Origin of the sequence: uncultured Lacinutrix sp., assembly GCF_947500325.1 — a bacterium.
Classification (GTDB): domain Bacteria; phylum Bacteroidota; class Bacteroidia; order Flavobacteriales; family Flavobacteriaceae; genus Lacinutrix.
Genome location: NZ_CANMRQ010000004.1, coordinates 30614 through 53056 on the forward strand (window position 1 = coordinate 30614; position 22443 = coordinate 53056).

Consider the following 22443-nt stretch of genomic DNA (forward strand, 5'->3'; position numbering starts at 1 on the left):
ATAATTTTTCATTTTTTTAATCAGTATTTTGTAAATACCACTTCAATATTATAGTTTTTTAAAAACTATAATATTTTTGACTTTGCTACTTTTTGCTACCACAAAAAAAGCATAGTATTATTAGGTTTAATATACTTTTGCAAAAAAAGACCCTTATACTATGCGAACACTACTACTAAGCTTAATTTTTTGCACTTTTATCTCAAACAAAATGCTTTCTCAAAATTTTGAGTTTTTTATTGAAACCACTACTCAAAATGAAACCTTCACCATACCTATTGATGGTTCTTTAACTTACAACTATAATGTTGATGTTGTTGTTCCTTTTAATCCTAATGCCACTGTTTCTTATACGAATGTTACAGGAGCCCTAACGCACACTTTTGGAAATGCAGGGTCTTATATTATTAGAATACTAGACGGAAGTTTGTTTCCAAGAATAATTTTTTCTAACAGTCCAGATAAATCGAAGATAACAATTATATCGCGTTGGGGAAATAACCCTTGGACAACTATGGAGTCTGCTTTTGAAGGCTGTGATAACTTAATCCTCGATACTAGTGATACTCCAAACCTTAGTAATGTAACGTCTACTAATAAAATGTTTAAAGACGCTGATGCTTTTGTCGATAATAGAAATAAAATAGGGACATGGGATGTGAGTAATGTGCAAGATATGGAGCAAATGTTTCGAAACTGTACTGTATTTAATGAAGATCTAAGTAATTGGGATACGAGTAATGTACAAATCCTTCATAGAATATTTCAAGGAGCCGCTCTTTTTAATCAAAATTTAGGGAATTGGGACATTAGTAATGTAACCGGGACAGATGCTATATTTGCTCAAGCAGGTGTTTCAACAAGTAATTATGACCAAACTGTGACTGGATGGGGAACGCTAGATACAGGAGAAACACAAATTCCAAGTGGATTAAATATTAGGTTTGATAACAGTACGTATTGTGCATCGCAGGCAATAAGAACAACATTAGCGAGCGCTCCCACGAATTGGAATTTTATAGATAGTGGTTTAGATTGTAGTAATGTTTCTGATGATGGTCTTTTTATTACAACCTGGGAAACGACTTCAGCAAACGAATCTATTACAATTCCTACTGGTGGACTAGGATACGGGTATTATATAGATTGGGGAGATGGGCAAATAAACAATTCAGTTACAGGAAACATCACGCATACCTATACTAGCGCTGGTACATATACAGTAAGAATAGGTGGTTTATTCCCTAGAATCTATTTTAACGAGACAGGAGATCGATTAAAAATTAAAAGCATTGAACAATGGGGAACTATTGTTTGGCGAGATATGTTTAATGCGTTTGATGGATGTGAAAACCTGACGTACAATGCAACGGATGCCCCTAACTTATCAAATGTAACTGATGTATCGAGAATGTTTAGTAAATGTAAGAATTTCAACGCTACAAATCTGAATAACTGGGATTTGAGCTCTATTAGATCTGTTACATTTATGTTTAACGAAGCTGAAAAGTTTAATGGAGATATCACCAATTGGGATGTAAGTAACATAATAGATTTTAGAAATATGTTTTCTTCGGCTCGTGATTTTAATAGAGATATATCAGGATGGACAATTAACACGAGTGAATCTGTAAACATGGAAGGAATGTTTGCTGGAGCAAGTGACTTTAATCAACCCATAGGAAATTGGAATATAAGCCAAGTGACAGATGTAGGTTTTATGTTCCAAGATGCGCTAAATTTCAATCAAAGTTTAGCCAATTGGGATATTTCAAACGTAACCGATATGGATGGCATGCTTGACAATACAGGTTTATCCATAGATAATTATGATGCTACATTGATGGGTTGGGCAACTATAGAAAACGGAGAAGCTCAAATTCCTACGGGCATTACTTTTAGCGCGTTTGGACTCACGTATTGCCATGCATATAATGAAAAAAGTATTTTAGAAAACACACCAAACAATTGGATTATTACAGATGCAGGACCTGAGTGTTCTGATTTTGCTTTTATCACCACTTGGGAAACCACTAGCGCGAACGAAAGTATCGAAATTCCTACCGATGGCAATGGATATAACTATGTAGTCAACTGGGGAGATGGAACTTTTGATACCAATATTACAGGAAATGCCACGCACACATACACAACCGCAGGAACGCATACAGTTGAAATTTTTGGAGACTTTCCTAGAATTTATTTTAATAACGCAGGAGATAAAGATAAAATTTTATCAATTGATCAATGGGGAGCTATTCAATGGACTAGCATGAAGAGTGCTTTTAATGGCTGTTCTAATCTTGTTGTAAATAACGATGCTGGTGCTCCAGACCTTTCTAATGTTACCGTTTTGGCAAATATGTTCGAGAGTACAGCTATCAATACCCAAGGGAATTTAAATAGTTGGAATGTTGAAAACGTAACCGATTTCTATCGTTTGTTTTTTGTTTGCCCTAATTTTAACCAACCGCTAGATAATTGGAATGTTTCGAATGCAACTACCCTTAGAGGGATGTTTCATCATGCAATCAACTTCAATCAAGATATCACGGGTTGGAATGTAGGAAAATGTAGAAATTTTGCTCAAATGTTTTTGACTTCTGATAATCAAACACACCTATTTAATCAGGATATTTCACAATGGAATATTGGCGAATTTGTTTCCGATGTTCAAAATATCGAAATGTATCAGATGTTTAAAAACGCTAAAAACTTTGATTATAATTTAGGAAGTTGGGACATTTCTAATGTTACCAATATGGACAACATGCTTGATAATTCTGGATTATCTGTAGATAATTATGATGCTACGTTAATAGGTTGGGCTACTTTAGATGCGGGTGAAACTCAAATTCCTTCTAATATTAATGTAGGAGAAGTTGGTTTACAGTATTGTGCTTCTGTGGTGGAACGTACAAATTTAAAAAATAGTAATAATTGGTCATTTTTAGATGCAACTTTAGCTTGTCCCGAGGAAGACAAATTTATTATGGTATGGAGGACCACATCTAATAATGAGAGCATTAGATTTCAGTTTACGGGGGCAACGGGTAATAATAATAGTTATACTGTAGATTGGGGTGACGGCACTGTAGATAAGGATGTTTCTGGAAATAGACAACATACCTATGCGCAAGCAGGAACTTACGAGGTGAAACTATCGGGGGAATTTAGATTTAGATACAATAACTTGTCTGCCGCTACCTCAACAAGATTAAAACTTTATGAAATTAAACAATGGGGAGCCAATCAATGGACGAGTACTGCCCAAGCCTTTTACGGATGTGAAAATTTGAAAATCACAGCGACTGATGTGCCAGACTTAAGTTTGGTAAGTAATATGGAAGATATGTTTAGAAACTGTAATGCACTAGAAGATTTAGGTGGCAAAATGGGATCTTGGGATGTAAGTACTGTAGATAATTTTTCTTCAATGTTCCAAGGTGCAAATAACTTCAATACACACTTAGGGAATTGGAACCTTATCAATGCTACGAACATGAGCAATATGTTAAACGGTTCAGGCCTTTCCAGCGGTTCTTATGATTTGACTTTAGTGGGTTGGAGAAACAATCCAAATACACCTTCTAATATCAATTTAGGAGCTTCAGGATTAACCTATTGCAATGCGGTAAGCGAACATGATTATTTAGACAATGACCTTAGTTGGTCATTAAATGACGCAGGACTTAACTGCCCAACAGAAGAGCCATTTGTAACAAAATGGGAAACAACTACAAATAATGAAACGATTACAATTCCTATAGAAACGAACATCCTAAACCCAATAATTTATAATTACTATGTAGACTGGGGAGATGGTTCGCCAATAACATTTGAAACAGGAGACGCAACGCATGCCTATGTCACCGCAGGAATCTATGATGTTAAAATTACTGGGGAATTTCCTCAAATACGCTTTGATAATTCTACTACCAGTAATAGAAATAAAATATTGTCTATTGAGCAATGGGGAACTAATCCATGGAGAAACTTTTCAAGAGCTTTTAGAGGATGCTCCAATATAGTTTTAAATGCTACCGACATTCCAAATTTAAGCAGTGTAACAACTATGCTTTATATGTTTGAAGGGACAAGTGCTTTTGTTGATAATGGTGGGCGTATAAATGACTGGGATATCAGTACTATTCGACAAACAGGTTATATGTTTCAAAATTCTTCGTTTAATGAAAATATAAACAATTGGGATGTAAGTAATGTTACATTTATGGGCTTTATGTTTAGAAATAATACAAACTTTAATCAACCCTTAAACAATTGGGAATTATCAGACGATGTAAGTCTTTTTGAAGCATTCAAGAATGCAAGTGCGTTTAATCAAGATCTAGGAAGTTGGGATATTAGTGGCGTGAATAGTATGGGAGGTATGTTAGACAATACAGCCCTGTCTATGGAAAATTATGACAATACTTTAATTGGCTGGGTAACACTAGATGCTGGCGAAACACAAATACCTTCAGGGTTAGGGTTAGGAGCTGTAGGGCTTACCTACTGTAATAGTGAAACCGAAAGAGCGCTTTTAACAGGGACTTCCTATATTTGGATAATCACGGATGCAGGAAAAGACTGTGATGCTATTTCATTTATTACCACATGGGAAACCACAACTGCCAATGAAACCATTACGATTCCTACGTTTTCGGGAGATCCGTATGATTACATTGTAGATTGGGGCGATAATACAGCTGATACCAGTGAAACTGGAGATGCGACGCATACATATGTTACTCCGGGAATTCACACAATAAAAATTAGAGGAACATTTCCAAGAATATTTTTTGATGATGCAGCCGCAGATAAAGACAAAATCTTAACAATTGAACAATGGGGACCAAATCAATGGACAACCATGAGTCGTGCCTTTATGGGATGTACAAACTTAGTCCTAAATGCAGATGATAGTCCAGACCTTAGCAGAGGCGGAACTTCTACAATACGATTACAACAAATGTTTACCAATGCAAGTAGTTTGGTAGATTTAAAAGATCAAATTGGAAACTGGGATGTAAGCAATGTGGTGAATATGTGGGCGACTTTTGGCAACTGTACTTTATTTAATGAAGACATTAGTGGTTGGAATGTTTCTGGAGCTACTAGTATGCTTCAAATGTTTATAAATAATCCAAACTTCAACCAAGATTTGAGCGGATGGAATACCAGTAACGTTCAAAATTTTTCAGCAATGTTTGCAAGAGCAGCTGTTTTTAATCAGAATATTAGTGGTTGGAATACCAGCAATGCAACAAATATGTATGCCATGTTTATAGATGCAACTTCCTTTAACCAAGACATTAGTGGTTGGGATGTTTCTACTGTACACCGAATGGACAAAATGTTTCAAAACGCTACCGCATTCAATCAAGACATTAGCGGTTGGAATGTTTCCTCAGTACAGAGAATGGACAGGATGTTTCAAAATGCCACAGCTTTCAATCAAGATTTGAGTAATTGGGACATCAGCAGTTTAGGAAGCAGTGTCACGTTTACAGAAAGTGCAGAGTATATGTTTTTTAATGCTACGGCATTCAGTACTGAAAATTATGATGCATTGCTTTTAGGTTGGTCAACAGATAGTAGTGGTAATGCTACGGATGGAGACGACGATATTCCTTCAGACATAGTATTCGAAGGTCCTCCAACAACCTATTGTCCGGGAGCAGCAGGAATAGAAATTTTAACCGATATACCTTATAATTGGATAATCAGCGGCGGCACGGAAGACTGTGAAAGTATTTCTTTTATTACTACATGGCAAGTAGGTGCTAATGAAACCATCGTGATACCTTCGTTTCCTGGAGCTACTTATGATTATAGAGTAGATTGGGGAGATGGAACTGTAGATACCAGCCAAACAGGCGATGCTACACATACCTATACAAATGCAGCTATATATACCGTAAGCATAAGTGGAACATTTCCAAGAATTTATTTTAATAATGACCTTTTGTTAGATAACGTAACGCCTCGACCAAATGGATCAAAAGACAAACTGTTAACTATTGAACAATGGGGACCAAACCAATGGACAACCATGCACAGGGCATTTCAAGGCTGTAGCAATCTAGTATTAAATGCAGAGGATACACCTGATTTTAGCGGAGTAACAACTATGGGCATTCACCAAATGTTTCAGGGAGCTACCAATTTTGAAGATTTAAAAGATGAAATAGGAAATTGGAATGTAAGCAATGTTGTCAATATGTATGCAACCTTTGCAGGATGTGAAGTATTTAATGAAGATATTAGTAGTTGGAATGTTGCTAGCGTGAGTAATTTTATTCAAACATTCGTAGGTGCACTTCGATTTAATCAAAATATTAGTGGTTGGAATACCAGCAGTGCGATTACAATGTCTACCATGTTTGCCAATACGGAGGATTTTAACCAAGATATTAGTGGATGGGATGTGTCTTCTGTAGAACAAATGCAATACATGTTTGCTAACACAACAGTCTTTAATCAAGATATAAGCGGTTGGGATACGTCAGCTGTACAACGCATGGATAACATGTTTCAAAACGCAGCAACCTTTAATCAAGATTTAAGCAGTTGGGATATTAGTAGCATAGGAACTAGCGTAACGTTTACGGAAACAGCTGAAAATATGTTTCAAAATGCAACTGCATTCACTTCAGAAAACTATGATGCATTATTGATAGGATGGGCAACGGATAGTAGTGGGAATGCAAGTGATGGAGACGATGATATTCCATCGGATATCGTTTTTGCCGCAGCACCAGAATATTGTTTAGGTCTTAGTGCAAGAAACACACTTACCAGCATTACGTACAATTGGATGATTACTGATGGCGGACAAAACTGTGATTTTACTAACGCTTTTATAACCACATGGGAAACCACCACAGCGAATGAAAATATTACGATTCCAACTACAGGATCAGGATATAATTATGTAGTAGATTGGGGAGATGGAACTGTGGAATCTGGATTTACAGGAAATGCAACACATACATATACAACAGCAGACATTTATACAGTAAGCGTGATAGGAGATTTTCCAAGAATTTATTTTAACAGTTCTGGAGATAGAGACAAAATAAAATCTATAGAACAGTGGGGAATGCAAGAATGGACTTCTATGAAAGAAGCTTTTAGAGGATGTGAATTTATGGCCATTAATGCTATAGATAGCCCAGATTTGAGTCAAGCTACAGATTTAACTAGAATGTTTGTTATTTGTAAAGGAATCGAAACTGCAGATCTTTCAAATTGGGACACCTCTACCATTACAAATATGTCATATATGTTTAACCTTTCTCGTTTTAATGGGAATATTTCAACTTGGGATGTAGGTAACGTAACCACGTTTAAAGGCATGTTTAAAAGTGCAACACGTTTTAATCAGGATATTTCACAATGGAATATTGGTGAGTTTGTAACGGGAGCTATTGATATGTCTGAGATGTTTCAATCAGCTATTAAGTTTAACCAATCCTTAAATACTTGGGATGTTAGTAAGGCAGATCGAATGCATTTTATGTTTGATAGAGCATTGAGGTATAATCAATCTATGAATAACTGGGATGTCTCTAATGTTATCTTTATGAATGAAATGTTTGATGGAGCAAGTGATTTTAATCAAGATTTATCTTCGTGGGATATTAGTACTGTAGATACCTTTGTAAATTTCTTAACAGGCTCAGCAATGTCTCAACAAAATTATGATAATACTTTAATTGGCTGGGCTACTATTGATGCTGGAGAAACGGGCCTACAAACAAACGTAAGATTCGATGCGGATGCGACCTATTGTTTAGCATTTGATGCCAGAGAAACACTAACATCAGCGCCATACAATTGGGATATTACGGATGGCGGAGTATCCTGCGGTATCTTTCTTGCTGGAAAAGTGTATTTACAAGGCGCAGCATTACAACCAAATACAGGAGAGGAAACTTTAATGCGAGATGATTTACGTGTAGCAGGTTTATTACCAACAACGTCTCCATACGCAGATGGATTAATGTGTGACGCAACTATTTTCAATACAACTGGAGCAAATGCTATTGTAGATTGGGTTTGGATAGAATTAAGAGACAAAAATGATAATACGTCCGTATTACATAGTCAGTCGGCATTATTACAAAGAGATGGAGATATTGTAGCCACAGATGGGGTTTCAGTATTATCTTTTAGCGCTAATATAGATAACTATTTTGTAGCTGTAAAACATAGAAATCATTTAGGAATTATGACATCTACAGCTATATTAATAAATACAACCTCTATTGATTTTACTAATGCCAGTAATCAAATTACTTTTGGTACCAATGCGCAAACCACTTTTGGAATGCCAAGTGGAGTAGTAGCTATGTGGGCAGGTGATACTAATGGAGATGGCCGTTTAAATTATTCAGGAACCTTATCTGATGTTTCAAGAATAAGAAGTCAAATCTTTAATGATCCTAATAACTCGGTATTTGGAGGGCCACCAGTGTCTAGTTACCAGTCTTTAGGTTATTACGGTACTGATGTCAATATGGATGGACTAACCGTTTATTCTGGAACTCTAAGTGATGTATTAAGTGTAAGAAACAACATTTTTAATAATCCTTCTAATTCAGTGTTTGGTGGACCACCGACATCAACGTATGTGCATACACAACAGTTGCCAGAAGGTGTAAATAATTAAAAATTGAAAAGTAATTTAAGCATAAACAAAAAATTAATATTTTAGTTTTATTGTATTTGTTTGATAATCATTTTGTTGTAATGTTTTTTTTATAAAAGGTAGGGTTAACCCTAATTGATTGGTGTATCTAAAAAAGTCATATTTGTTGCGTATAATTTATAACATGCAACCCAATGAAACGCCTACTATTTTTAATAACAATATTATTTACAAGTTTTTTTGCTCAAGCCCAATTTAGTGAACCTACAAATGTTGGATTTGATTTTTATTCAGATGGGCCTAAATTTGATTTTGCAGATGTAGATGGTGATAACGATTTAGATATCATTATAGCAAGTAATAATATACTTACTGGACTTGACCATACAGATTTATACCGTAATGATGGAACAGGTTTTTTTGTTAAGGACGTTAGTGTTTCTTCAGCTCTTATTGATAGTAAAGATGGTAGTATCTCCTTTGCAGATATAGATGGTGATTTAGATCAGGATGTATTAATTACAGGAATAACGAGCTCTGGACTAGAAATCACTATGTATCGTAATGATGGTACAGGAATTTTTACCATTGATGTGGTACAATCGGCAAATTTAGTCGCAGTAAATTATTCTACTATAAAATTTGCAGATATTGATGGAGATACGGACTTGGATTTAGCTATAATGGGAGAAGATAGTACAGGAACAATACTTTCTAAAATATATACTAATGATGGTACTGGAAATTTCACTGAAGACACTATAAACTCTGCTATAATTTATGATGTATCCGATGGGGATATGGATTTTGCAGATGTGGATGGTGATACCGATTTAGATTTATTAATCTCAGGGTATAATAATGAAGCAAGTACGTATTTGTATCTTAATGATGGCTCAGGTAATTTTACAGAAGATAGTGTAGCATCAAGTACAATACAAGATTATGGTGCTGGAGCTTCAGTTTTTGTAGACATAGATGGAGATACAGATTTAGATTTAGTTATAGGAGGTGCTGTTGGTAGTTCAAGTAGCACAAAAATGTACACCAACAATGGAGCAGGCGTTTTTACTTCGGTTTCAAGTAGTTTTTCAAACTATATCTATTATGGTGACATTGCCGTGTCCGATGTGGATTTAGATGGAGATTTAGATGTATTTATCTCTGGCACTATAGCACCTACAACTTCAGTTCACCAAACTAATTTATATAAAAATGATGGTTCAGGGAACTTCACCCTTGATACTGCTCAGTCTAGTATATTTTTTAGTGGGTATAATTCAAATGTGATGTTTGCCGATTTAAATAACGATGGTAATGAAGAGTTAGCCATTTCTAACCAAAATACTATTCTTATTTATAAAAACAATAGTCTTCCTCCAATTCCTGAAATAAACATCAAAGGAAATAACATAGATATTATATCAGGTGACACTACTGCAGATATAGCAGATGACACTGATTTTGAAACACTTTGTCAAGGAGACTCAAAAACTAATACCTATACTATTCAAAATTTAGGAGGAGCAAATTTAGAAGTGACTTCCATTACATTATCTGGTATTGGAGCTGGAGATTATGCCATTAATGGGATTATCCTACCATTAACGATTAACTCATTGGCTTCTTCTACTTTCGATGTAACTTTTACACCATCGGCAGATGGAGACCGTACAGCTACTATAACAGTAAACAATGATGATCCAGATGAAAATGTATATACATTTGACATTACTGGAAAAAGACAGTCTGATATTGTTGTAACTGCAGCTACAGGTACTTTTGAATGTAGTGGAGGCAGTGATAGTATTAACACCTCTTTATCTGAAGTTGGTTTATATTATTACTTGCGCAATGATGCAGATAATAACATTGTAGATGGGCCAATCACAGGAACTGGCAACGGGTTAACTTTCGATACTGGTGTTTTAACAGAAGACACCACATTTAATATATTTTCTACTTCAACACTCATAAGAGGTCTTGAATTTGACGGAGTGAATGACTTTATACAAATTTCTGGAGGACAGCTACATGCTCCCAATGCTATAACACTAGAATCCTGGGTAAAGTTTGATGCTTTGGGACAACGAAAACCTATAATCTCTAAAAGCGCTAGTCAACCCACTCAGGAACCTTTTTATGAATATGAGTTAGAAGTAAGAACTAATGGCGAAGTTTATTTTGCTATTGCGGTTAATGGCACACGTAAAGTGTTACAAACAACAGGAGTATCATTAACACCTAATACCTGGGCACATATTGCAAGTACTTGGGATGGCACAGACATGCGTGTTTTTATAAATGGAGTTGCTTATGGTGCTACAACACCTGCCTTAGGAACAATGAATTCCTATAATACACCAGTTCGTCTAGGAAGTCTTTGGCAACCTCCTTTATACTCTCAAGTAACTTTGGATGATGTTCGCATTTGGGATGTAGCAAGAACTGCAAGTCAAATTTTGAATTATAAAGATACTGAACTCAATGGAAATGAATCAGGCTTAATCGGCTATTATAAATTAAATGATGGCGCTGGAACTAATGCAAACGATTCTTCTACAAGTAATAATGATGGAACTTTGTTTAATATGGGAGCTCAAAGTTGGGTCAATGGAACGGTTGGAATTGGTACCAATTCAAGCTTTTGTCAATTAGGAGAAGTAGAAAATACCGTAACTATAATAGGTGTTAATTGTGCTCCAGAAATAAACATCACGGGAAACAACTTAGACATTTTAAATGGAGATAACACGCCTATTGTTGCAGATGGAACTGATTTTGAAACTCAATGTATTGGCAACTCCAAAACAAATACATTTACTATTGAAAATACAGGTTCAGATGATTTGGAAATTATATCAATAGTCTTATCGGGAGTTAATTCGGAAGATTATACTATAAATGGAATAACACTGCCATTAATCCTTAACAAATTAACGGCTACGACTTTTGATATTACATTTACTTCTACAGCATCAGGAGTACGATCAGCTACTATTACTATAAATAACAATGATGTAGATGAAAGTGCTTATACATTTAATGTAACTGGAGAAGAGTTTCCTGAAATAACAGTTTCAGCAACTACAGGAACATATGCTTGTGCCGGAGGAAACGATATGATTAATACATCATCTTCAGAAATAGGTTTAGAATATGTTTTACGAAATGATGCAGATGATAGCATTGTAGATGGACCAATAGCTGGTACTGGCAATGGATTGGCTTTTGATACTGGTTTTTTAACAGAAGATACCACGTTTAATATATTTTCATCTCCAATACTTATAGAAACAAATGGATTGAAATTTGATGGAGTAGATGAGTCCATAGAAATTCCTAATGATGTATCATTAAATCCAACCAATGCTATTACTTTAGAATCTTGGGTAAAGTTTGATGGTTTAGGAGATAGAAAACCAGTAATATACAAACCACCAACAAGTGCTAGCAGTGAACCTTTTTATCAGTACGAGTTTGAAATTAGAGATGATGGAGAAGTTTATTTTGCACTATCTATAAATGGCAGTCGTAAAACCTTAAGAACTACAGGTACATCATTACCCGTAGATACTTGGAGTCATGTAGCTTGTACTTGGGATGGTAGTACTATGCGTATTTATATCAACGGGGTTGCTTATACCAATACAACTTCAGCTTCAGGAACATTGTCAACATACGCTACAAATGTACGCTTGGGAAGTCATGTTAATACAAACTTCGGAGAAATGGAATTAGATGATGTTCGTATTTGGGAAGTTGCGAGAACAGCTACAGAAATTTTAAACGCTAAAGACATTGAATTAGTTGGTAATGAAGTAGGTTTAGTAGCTTATTATACATTAAATGATAATACTGGTAACATAGCCAATGATTCTTCAATGAACAATAACAATGGAAACTTATTAAATATGGAATTTGAAGATTGGATTACTGGAATTGTTTCAGCAGAAGGTTCCTCTTCGGATCTTTGTTCTATAGGCGAATTAGCAAATACAATAACAATAGTAAGAACTTGTACTATTTTATTATCCCCTAAAGTGTATTTACAAGGAGCTGCTTTAAATCCAAATGCAGGTGAAGAGATTTTAATGCGAGACGATTTACGTGCTATAGGAATGTTACCAACTACAAGCCCATATATAGACGCTTTAACATGCGATGCTACTGTTTTTAATGTTACTGGAGATCATGCAATAGTAGATTGGATTTGGGTAGAATTAAGAGATAAAAATACAAACACTTCTGTGTTACATAGTACTTCTGCTTTATTGCAAAGAGATGGAAATGTAGTAGGTGTAGATGGCATATCTCCTTTAAGTTTTAATACCTCGTCTTTAGATGATTTTTATGTAACTATAAAACATTTTAATCATCTAGGAATAATGAGTTTGAATACTGTTTATTTGTCAGAAACGACTACCATTGTTGATTTTACAGATGCTAACAACCAAATCACTTATGGTACAGATGCGCAAACGATATTTGGTATGCCAAATGGAGTAGTGGCGATGTGGTCGGGAGATGCTAATGGAGATGGGCGTTTAAATTATTCAGGATCACAATCCGATATACCTATAATACGAAGCCAAGTATTCAATGATCCAAACAATTCAGTTTTTGGAGGGCCACCAGTGGCAAGTTATCCTTCCCAAGGTTATAACCATACAGATGTAGATATGAATGGAGTATCAGTATATTCAGGAGCAGCAAGTGATGTGTTAAATATAAGAAACAACATCTTTAATAATCCATCAAATTCGGTGTTTGGAGGACCACCAACATCAACATATTTGTTTATACAACAATTACCAGAAGGAGCGAATAATTAAAAAGTAAATTTATTTGATATAAAATAGGAAGGAATACCCCAATGTATATATTAATTTATAATTTGTAGTTTTATTACAAAACCTAACTATGAGATATTTATTGTGTTTTTTTTTATTATTCGCATCTACTTTAGTAGCTCAATCTGAGTTAGAAGAGTTAGTTCTTAAACTTGAAATGGAAACTTCTAGTAAAGGTAAAATTGACTTATATAATAAAATTGGAAAGTTAACTCATAGAAAAAATAATGAAGTTTACATAAAGTATACAAAGAAGTTAATAGATCTAGCAATAGAAATAAAAGAGTATGATATTGCCGCTATGCACTCAATAGATTTATTTGCAATTTATCGCAACCATATGGGAGATCCAGAAAAAGCGCTAAAAGTCTTTGAAAAAATTCAGAAATATGAAGATCAATTAAAAGATTCACAGAATATAGGTGGAATCTATCAAAAGATTGGTGGTTATTATTATAGTGGAAACAACTTTGACAAAGCCATTGAGAATTATACAAAAGCTATTGCAAAATACACGAGTAATGACTCTATCTATATAGCTGATGCTACATTTTTTAGAGGTCAAGTATATAGTTTTAAAGGGGATTTTGTTAAAGCTGCCAACGATTATGAAATTGCTATAATTTATTATACTAATCTTGATGATCAACAATATGTAATAAATACAAAAAATAGTTTGGCTTTGTTGTATAGTAATAATGGTTTTCAAAAAGAAGCAGATAAGATCCAAGATGAAGTACTAACATATTCTATAGCTACGAAAGATTATAACACGATTGCTACTACTTATTATAATAAAGCATTACAAGCTAAAAAAAGGAATGATAATACAAAAGAGTTGGATTATTTGCAAAACGCTGCTAAGTATTTTAAAAAAGCAGATGTATATACATACCAATTAGTAATAGTACAGTGTGGTTTAGCCGATTTTTATGCTCGCCAAGGTAATTTACATAAAGCGAAAGAATTCCTTAATAAAGTTGAAATACAAAGTGATATTTTAAAGACTAATAAACGTATTCAATCTTTTTATAATGTTGCAAAAATTCAAATAGAAAAATCACAAGGAAATTATGATAAAGCATTAGATATTCTTAAAACACAAGAACATTTATCTAAAGATTGGAATAATACAACACAGCAAATAAATGATGAAAAGCAATTTTATGAATTGTATAAACTAAAAGGTGATAAAGAAAAAGCCTTATACCATATAGAAAAATATAATACACTAAGTGATTCTATTTATAATACTCAGAAAATTAATACTTTATTATATTATCAAAATCTATACGAATCTGAGCGTAAAGATCGTGATATAGCATTATTAGAAAAGGATAGTATTATAAAGCGAAATTGGTTGTTATTTGGAGGTATAGGCTTAACATTATTATTTACATCTTTATATCTGTTAAAAGGAAAATTCTATGCAGACAAATCAAAGAAAATGCAAGAACAATATTCTCAAAACCTCATATTAGAACAGGAAAAAGAGAGAAAACGTATAGCTTCAGAATTACATGATAGTGTTGGTCAACAATTATTACTTATTAAAAACCAATCTATAATTGGCAATATGGCAAACATTAAGAGTATTGCAAATCAAACAATAGAAGAAGTACGAACTATCTCTATGAATTTGCATCCTTACCAATTAGAAGAATTTGGATTAACAAAAGCTATAAAAATGAATTTGAAAAAATTTGAGCAGAGTGCCGATGGTTTTGTTACCTATGAAATTGATGAAGTTGATGAGGTTTTTGATGAAACTCAAGAAATAAACATTTACAGAATTATTCAGGAATGCGTATCAAATATTGTTAAACACTCTATGGCAAAAGCAAGTAGGATAGAACTCAAAAAAAATAGAGATGGAATACAGGTTACTGTTAACGATAATGGAATAGGATATAATTATGATAAAGCCTACAATAGTAGAAGTTTAGGATTAAAAACATTAAAGGAACGTTTAAATTTTTTAAATGGAACAATGACCATTAGTTCTGAAAAAAATAAAGGCACAAAAATCCAATTTATAATTCCTTTCAATAATGTATAAAGAAAGTATATTTATAGCAGATGATCATCCACTATTATTGGGTGGATTAGAGAAGTTTTTGACAGATAGAGGGTTTACTGTTATAGATACAGCATCTGATGGTTTTTCGGCTTATAACAGTATAATAAAGTTAAAGCCAGAGATTGCAATACTGGATATTAATATGCCAAAGCTATCAGGTATAGAAATTGCAAGGAAATGTCAACAAAATAAAATAGAAACAAAAATAATTCTAAACACATTATATAAAGACGAAGAGCTTTATTTTGAAGCCAAAGAGTTAAATGTTTATGGCTATCTATTAAAAGAGTTTGCTTTAGAAGAAATAGAGAACTGTTTGCAAACAGTGCTATCTGGAGAAACTTATTTTAGTAAAGATATTTTAAAGTATTTAAATGTAACTATAAGACCTTTAGAAGTATTAGAAAAATTAACACTTACAGAACGGAAAACATTAACTCTAATTGCTCAAAATAAAACGTCTAAAGAAATAGCAGAAATGTTATTTGTTTCTATTAAAACGGTTGAGAAACATAGAACAAATATTAGAGTAAAATTAGGTTTAGAGCCTAAAACTCATAGTTTGCTAATTTGGGTAAAAGAAAACTACCGTCTTTTTTTGTAAAAAAATATTAGGGAAAACCCTTATTGACTTATCTCTATAAATAACCGAGTTTTGTTTCTGTAATATTTTTATAACGATATATTACATGGTTAATAGCTATAATTTCTATAATCACTTACATGTATTTGTAAGTGATTTTTTTATTAAGAAAACTACTTTTGTAAAGTATTTATACTGTGTTAAAATTAGGGTTAACCCTAATTGTTATTAAGTTCCTTAAAATAGAAATTTGTCTTGTACTAAATCTATAGGACATAATGGAAAGATTGTTACCTAAAACAGCACAAGTTTTAAATGAAAAATCATATAGTTTAAACAACAACTTTTGGATGCATATGTTATTATGCAATATAGCCTGTTTTTGTTTTATTCAAAACGCTACGAGTCAAGTAGGTATAAGTACTACTATGCCAAAAGCGCAATTAGATATACAAGCATCTATAAAAAATAACCCTACTAATACAGATGGATTGTTAATACCAAGGATTGACACTTTTCCTGGAGTAAACCCAACTATAGATCAACAATCCATGTTAGTCTATTTAACTACAACTGTTGGAGCAAATGAACCTGGTTTTTACTATTGGGATAATTCTATCCCAGCGTGGATTCCTTTTAAATCTAACGACCATGATTGGTATGAAGAAAATTCCACTAGCGAACCAGATAATATTAATGATGATGTGTATACTCAAGGTAATGTTGCTATAGGAAAGACCAACGCTTTTTTTCCATTAGACGTAGTTAATGATGCTTCAAGTTCTAAAGCGTTACAGGTTGAGATAAATGGTAATACTAATACTTCAGGATCAATTTTTGTAACTGCAGCAGAGATCATCAATTCAAATGAAACCAATGATACACAATTTGGAGCGCAAGTTTTAGTGTCAGGAGATGGAAACGGTATACATTATGGTATTAGAAATCAGCTAACAGGTAATGGTACAGGGACTAAATATGCAATGAGTAATGATATTTCAGGCTCAGGTGATGGAAGATTAACAACAATGTACAATGAAATATCAAATACAAGTGACGGAGAACATATTACTGTGCACAATGTAATTAGTGGAAATGGAAATGGTACTCATACAGGGTTTCATAATCAATTATCAGGTTCTGGTAGCGGAGAGCGAATTGGTTCTCAAGTAACAATTAGTGGAAGTGGAGATGGAGATCATTTTGGAGCACATCATAATATATATGCTTCTGGTACAGGAGATCGTCGAGGTGTAGAAAACTTTGTTTGGGGTTCTACTACAGGAGATTTATATGGTGTAGATAATAGAGTGGCTGGAACCTCTAATAGTGATAGATATGGGATTAATAACCGTGTGTATGGTCCTGGAACAGGAAAAAAATACGGTATAAAAAACTATTTGAATGATTATGTCACAGGCGAACGTTACGGCGTATATAATCAGATAAATTGTTATGGTAACGATAAACATTATGGAACCTATAATACACTGCTTGGTGGATCAGGAACAAACTACGGTGACTATAATGAAGTATCTAGTTCAAATGATGTTTATGCTAGTTACAATATGGTACACAGTTTTGGAACAGGCACAAAATATGGGGTATTATCTACAATAAGCAGTTCCAGTTCTGGAAAACAATATGCCATACATGCTACAGCGTTAAGTACATTCGATCCTGATGTGTATGCAGGTTATTTTGTAGGTAAAGTTTCCTTCGGAAATGCTACAAATAGATATGTTTTTCCTACAACAAAAGGCTTAGCTGGTCAAGTATTAGTTACAGATGCTTCAGGTATACTTACTTGGCAGAATGCTTCAGCAATTACTGCAAGAGCAGCAACTCCAATCTTAGAAGGTTTAAAGGAAGAAAATAAAGTACTAAAAAAGCAAATTTCAGAAATTAATAACGATGTAGCTTTTTTAAAACAACAAGTACAAAAGCTAGAAGATTTGTTGAATCAGAAGAATTAATTTTTACAAACAATTTATTATGAAAAGAATTTTACTCTTATTAAACTTATTATTAATTACTCTTATAAGTCATGCGCGAGTTGTTGATATTATAATAGATAAAGGCATATACGAATATGAAAGTGCTAGCATTGCTGGTCCAGAAATAAATGTAAGAGGTAATAATAACTCTATAGCTAATGGAACTATAACAACATCTTTATTTCATAGTACCGATTTTGAATGGACATTTTGTTCTACTAATCTAATAAGAACATTTTTAATAGAAAACACTGGAGATAGTGATCTCATTTTTACAGACACTGCTCCAAATTTTGTAAGTATTATTGGATCTTCAGATTTCACTGTATTGTCACAACCTTCTAGTAATGTTTTACCAGCAGGCGCTTCTGTTGTAATTAATATAATGTATACAGGTACAATAACAGGCAGCAGTGCTTCTGCTACAGTATCTATTGCGAGTAATGACTCAGACGAACCTGTTTATACTTTTGCAATAGAAGCCGAAACAAGAGAGCAAGAGGTGACCGCAAACTTTGGCAATATTTTTTGTCAAGGTTACGATATCATTAGGGTGTCAAATACAGAATCTGCAGTGAATTATTATTTAAGAGATGATGCAGATGATTCTATTGTAGATGGTCCAGTTTTGGGAGTTGGTGAGTCTCAAGTAGTATTTAATACAGGAACAATCACAGAAACGAAGACATATAATGTTTTTGCCGAAAATTTAAACAGGGCACTAGATTTTGATGGAGTAGATGACTATATTACTATTCCAGATACGCCTTCTTTAAACCCTACCAATGGGATTACATTAGAAGCATGGGTGAAGTTAGATGCTTTAGGACAACGCCAAATTATTATTGATAAATCGTCTACAAATCCTCTTACAGAACCTTTTTCTCAATATCATTTAGAAATCAACGCTAATAATGAAATATACTTCTCAATATCACTTAATGGAGCAATGCATGATCTTGAAACAACTAATGTTGGACTTGTAGCAAATCATTGGCATCATATTGCAGTGACCTGGGATAATAATAAGATATTCATATTCAAAGACGGAGTAAAATATAATGAAGTATATACTGGCTCTCAAACAATAGATAGTTACGCTACAAGTCTTAATATTGGAGGGCAACCTATTACTAACACCTATGGGACAGCTATTATTAATGATGTTCGTATATGGGATATTGCTAGGTCTCAAGTAGAAATTCAAAGGTTTAGATATAGAACATTTGATGGAACAGAAACGGGTTTAGTTGGAACTTACGATTTTAATGAAGGTGCTGGAATCATTGCAAATGATAAAACGGCTAATGCAAACCATGGTACATTAACAAATATGAATCCTGCTACAGATTGGGTAGCTTATGATAATTTAAATTGTCTAGGAGAATTGCATAATACAATAACTGTTACTGTTGAAGAATTAGTTAATGCTCCAATAACGATACTGGACCCTAAAATTTGCGATGAAACAACGAGTACAATTGAAATAGAAACACAACAAGGTGTTACCTATTTTATTAGAGATGGAGATGATAATACTTTTTTAGCAAGTTTATTTGGAGATGGTAGTGTGATATCTATAGAAATCCCTGTTGTTAATAAATCTATTCCTTTAAGGGTTTTTCAATCTGCTGGTGCTGGTTGTTTTAATAATTTCACATATTCAGGAGGAAAAATTGTTAAATTAATAAAAGATCAAACTGTAATAATTGGTTCTACAATACCAAATCAGCCCATTATTGTTAGTATGAATTCATCAGAAGTAGGTGTAGATTATTATTTAAGAGACGATTTAGATGATACTATTATTGTTGGACCAATTACAGGTACAGGATCACAATTGGATTTTATCGATCCTATACCACTCGTTGGATATAGAGGTTACAATGTATTAGCAGAGAAATATGCCACTGGTTTAACCTTTGATGGTATTGATGATGCTATTGTAACTGCTCCAATTGATTTTTCATCGGGTAATACTATGACAATTGAAGCTTGGATTAAACCTAATGATATTACTACAAATCCGTTTTACGAAATCAGTCGTCAACAGTCAGGAACAGGTATAGCAAATTTAGATTGGTTATTTGCATTTCAAGACAATGGTGCTATTCTATCTTTTGGATTAAGAACAACTTCCGGGTACAATGAACTAGACATTTCAATTACGGCTACAGATTATACAGATGGCAATTGGCATCATGTTGCTGCAGTATATGATGGAGCCAATAGATATGTATATTTAGACGGCAATTTAATAGGGGCAGATTCAAAAACTGGAAACATAACTTTTAATGCAACGCAGCATGCCATAGGAAGTTCACCTGTAACTCCTGTTGAGAGTTTTGATGGAGCTATTGATGAATTACGTTTTTGGAATACAGTAAAGACACAAACAGATATTCAAAATACAATGAACATGCCTTTAGAAGGTAATGAATCTGGTTTAATAGGGTATTATAATTTTGATGAAGCATCTGGCTTAATAACAAGAAATCTTGTTACAGGTAATAATCAAGTATTAACTAACATGGATGCAATTACTAGTTGGACAAAAGGAGCTTTTCAAATAGTAGAATGTCAATTAGAAATTTTAGATCAAACCTATATACTTCAAGGAGGTTCTTCCGTAATATCATCTAAAGTGTTTTTACAAGGCGCTTTTATTAATCCGATAGTTGGTGAAGAAACATTAATGCGAGATAATTTAAGAGATAACGGTCTATTACCAACAACTAGTCCTTATTCAGATAGTTTAACCTGTGCTGCAACTGTTTTTAATAGAGGAGGCACATCTGGAGTTGGAACAATAGCTAATGATATTGTAGATTGGGTATGGGTAGAATTGCGTTCTGCAACAGATAACACTATAGTTATTGCATCGCGGTCTGCTTTATTACAAAGAGATGGAGATGTTGTTGATATAGATGGTAGATCATTATTAGTGTTTTATCAAAATCCAGAAGACTATTTTGTAGCTATAAAGCATAGAAATCATTTAGGTATTATAAATACAAACGCTTTAACATCAAACTCAGCAGTATTTATAGATTTTACTAATGATAATAATCAAATTACATTTGGTACCAATGCGCAAACCACATTTGGTATGCCAAATGGAGTAGTGGCAATGTGGGCAGGAGATACAAATGGAGATGGACGATTAAATTATTCAGGAGCATTATCTGATGTTCCAGGAATAAGAAGTCAAGTCTTTAATGATCCTAATAACTCTGTATTTGGAGGTCCACCAGTAGCCAGTTATCCATCGCAAGGGTATTATGGAACTGATGTAGATATGAATGGAGTAACGATATATTCTGGTACAGTGAGTGATGTATCACATGTTAGGAACAATATTTTTAACAATCCATCTAATTCTATATTTGGAGGTCCACCAACATCAACATATCTATTTACACAGCAATTACCGGAAGGAGCTAACTAAAACAAAAACAATTTACACATCCAATTAACAAAAAACAATGAAAACAAAATTACTATTATTACTAGCTTTAACGTTTGGACTAACACTACGGGCTCAATCGTATGAATTGACACTTCTCCAGAATAGTGGCTATAACTATTCTGTAGCAGCAGTTCCAGATTTTAATTCTACTGCACCACATCCATATATTAATGATCAAAACTTTACTGTATTATTACCAGATGGAGTTACTATTTCTAATGTAACAGGAGGTTATTCTGTACCAGTGTTTACATCTTTACCAGCACCTAATACAGCTGAAGATGCTATTGCATTTAATCTAGTACAAGATATAGTATTACCTGCACATACAGCAGGGACACCAATTGTATTAACAACATTTGATGTTGATGGTTCTCCAACCTCTGGATCTATAACATTATTAGATAATGCATCATCGTTAGCTATGGCTGCGCCAAGTATTTTTAATTCATTCTTTATAGGTACATTATCAGGGAATCTTGTGGATACAGCAACAGATAACTATGCAGGTCAAACAGGAACTACAACATATAGTTTTTCAACATTAGGTACTGTTGATAATGAATTAACAGGGTATTCAATATTTCCAAATCCAGCAAAAAATGTTGTAATAATTAAAGGTTTAGAAAATAACTTAAAAAGTGTTGAGATTTATAGTATTTCAGGACAAAAAGTAATGACAGCAGTAAATAACTTAGAGACTGTTAATATAAGTGCATTACAATCTGGAGTTTACTTTGTTAAGTTAAGTACAGAAGAAGCAAGTACAACAATAAAGCTTATTAAAGACTAATTTAAATTAGTC

The 22443-nt window shown here is 33.6% G+C and carries 7 protein-coding genes; all 7 read left to right on the forward strand.

All coding sequences use genetic code 11. The features are described 5' to 3' along the window. The first annotated feature begins 211 nt into the window (after window positions 1-211). The 7 genes from Q0997_RS06670 (at window position 212) to Q0997_RS06700 (ending at window position 22431) form a co-directional block, all read left to right on the forward strand. Window positions 212-8677, forward strand: a complete 8466-nt coding sequence (locus Q0997_RS06670) for a BspA family leucine-rich repeat surface protein (RefSeq protein WP_299886425.1) — start codon at window positions 212-214, stop codon at window positions 8675-8677. A gap of 173 nt (window positions 8678-8850) precedes the next feature. Then, window positions 8851-13491, forward strand: coding sequence for a LamG-like jellyroll fold domain-containing protein (locus Q0997_RS06675; RefSeq protein ID WP_299886428.1), 4641 nt, complete (start codon window positions 8851-8853; stop codon window positions 13489-13491). Window positions 13492-13579: 88 nt separating this feature from the next. After that, on the forward strand, window positions 13580-15568 hold the full coding sequence (locus tag Q0997_RS06680; RefSeq protein ID WP_299886432.1) for an ATP-binding protein: 1989 nt from the start codon (window positions 13580-13582) through the stop codon (window positions 15566-15568). Next, window positions 15561-16193 carry a response regulator transcription factor gene (locus Q0997_RS06685; protein WP_299886435.1) on the forward strand — a complete coding sequence of 211 codons (633 nt, stop codon included), beginning with the start codon at window positions 15561-15563 and terminating at the stop codon, window positions 16191-16193. The genes Q0997_RS06680 and Q0997_RS06685 overlap by 8 nt, the downstream gene beginning before the upstream one ends. A 257-nt stretch (window positions 16194-16450) precedes the next feature. Then, complete coding sequence (locus Q0997_RS06690; RefSeq protein ID WP_299886437.1) at window positions 16451-18148, forward strand: hypothetical protein; 1698 nt, start codon at window positions 16451-16453, stop codon at window positions 18146-18148. A 19-nt stretch (window positions 18149-18167) separates the two neighbouring features. After that, entirely contained in the window at window positions 18168-21617 is a 3450-nt protein-coding gene (locus tag Q0997_RS06695; protein WP_299886440.1) for a LamG-like jellyroll fold domain-containing protein, read from the forward strand. A gap of 37 nt (window positions 21618-21654) precedes the next feature. Next, window positions 21655-22431, forward strand: a complete 777-nt coding sequence (locus Q0997_RS06700) for a T9SS type A sorting domain-containing protein (RefSeq protein WP_299886443.1) — start codon at window positions 21655-21657, stop codon at window positions 22429-22431. The last annotated feature ends 12 nt before the right edge of the window (window positions 22432-22443 follow it).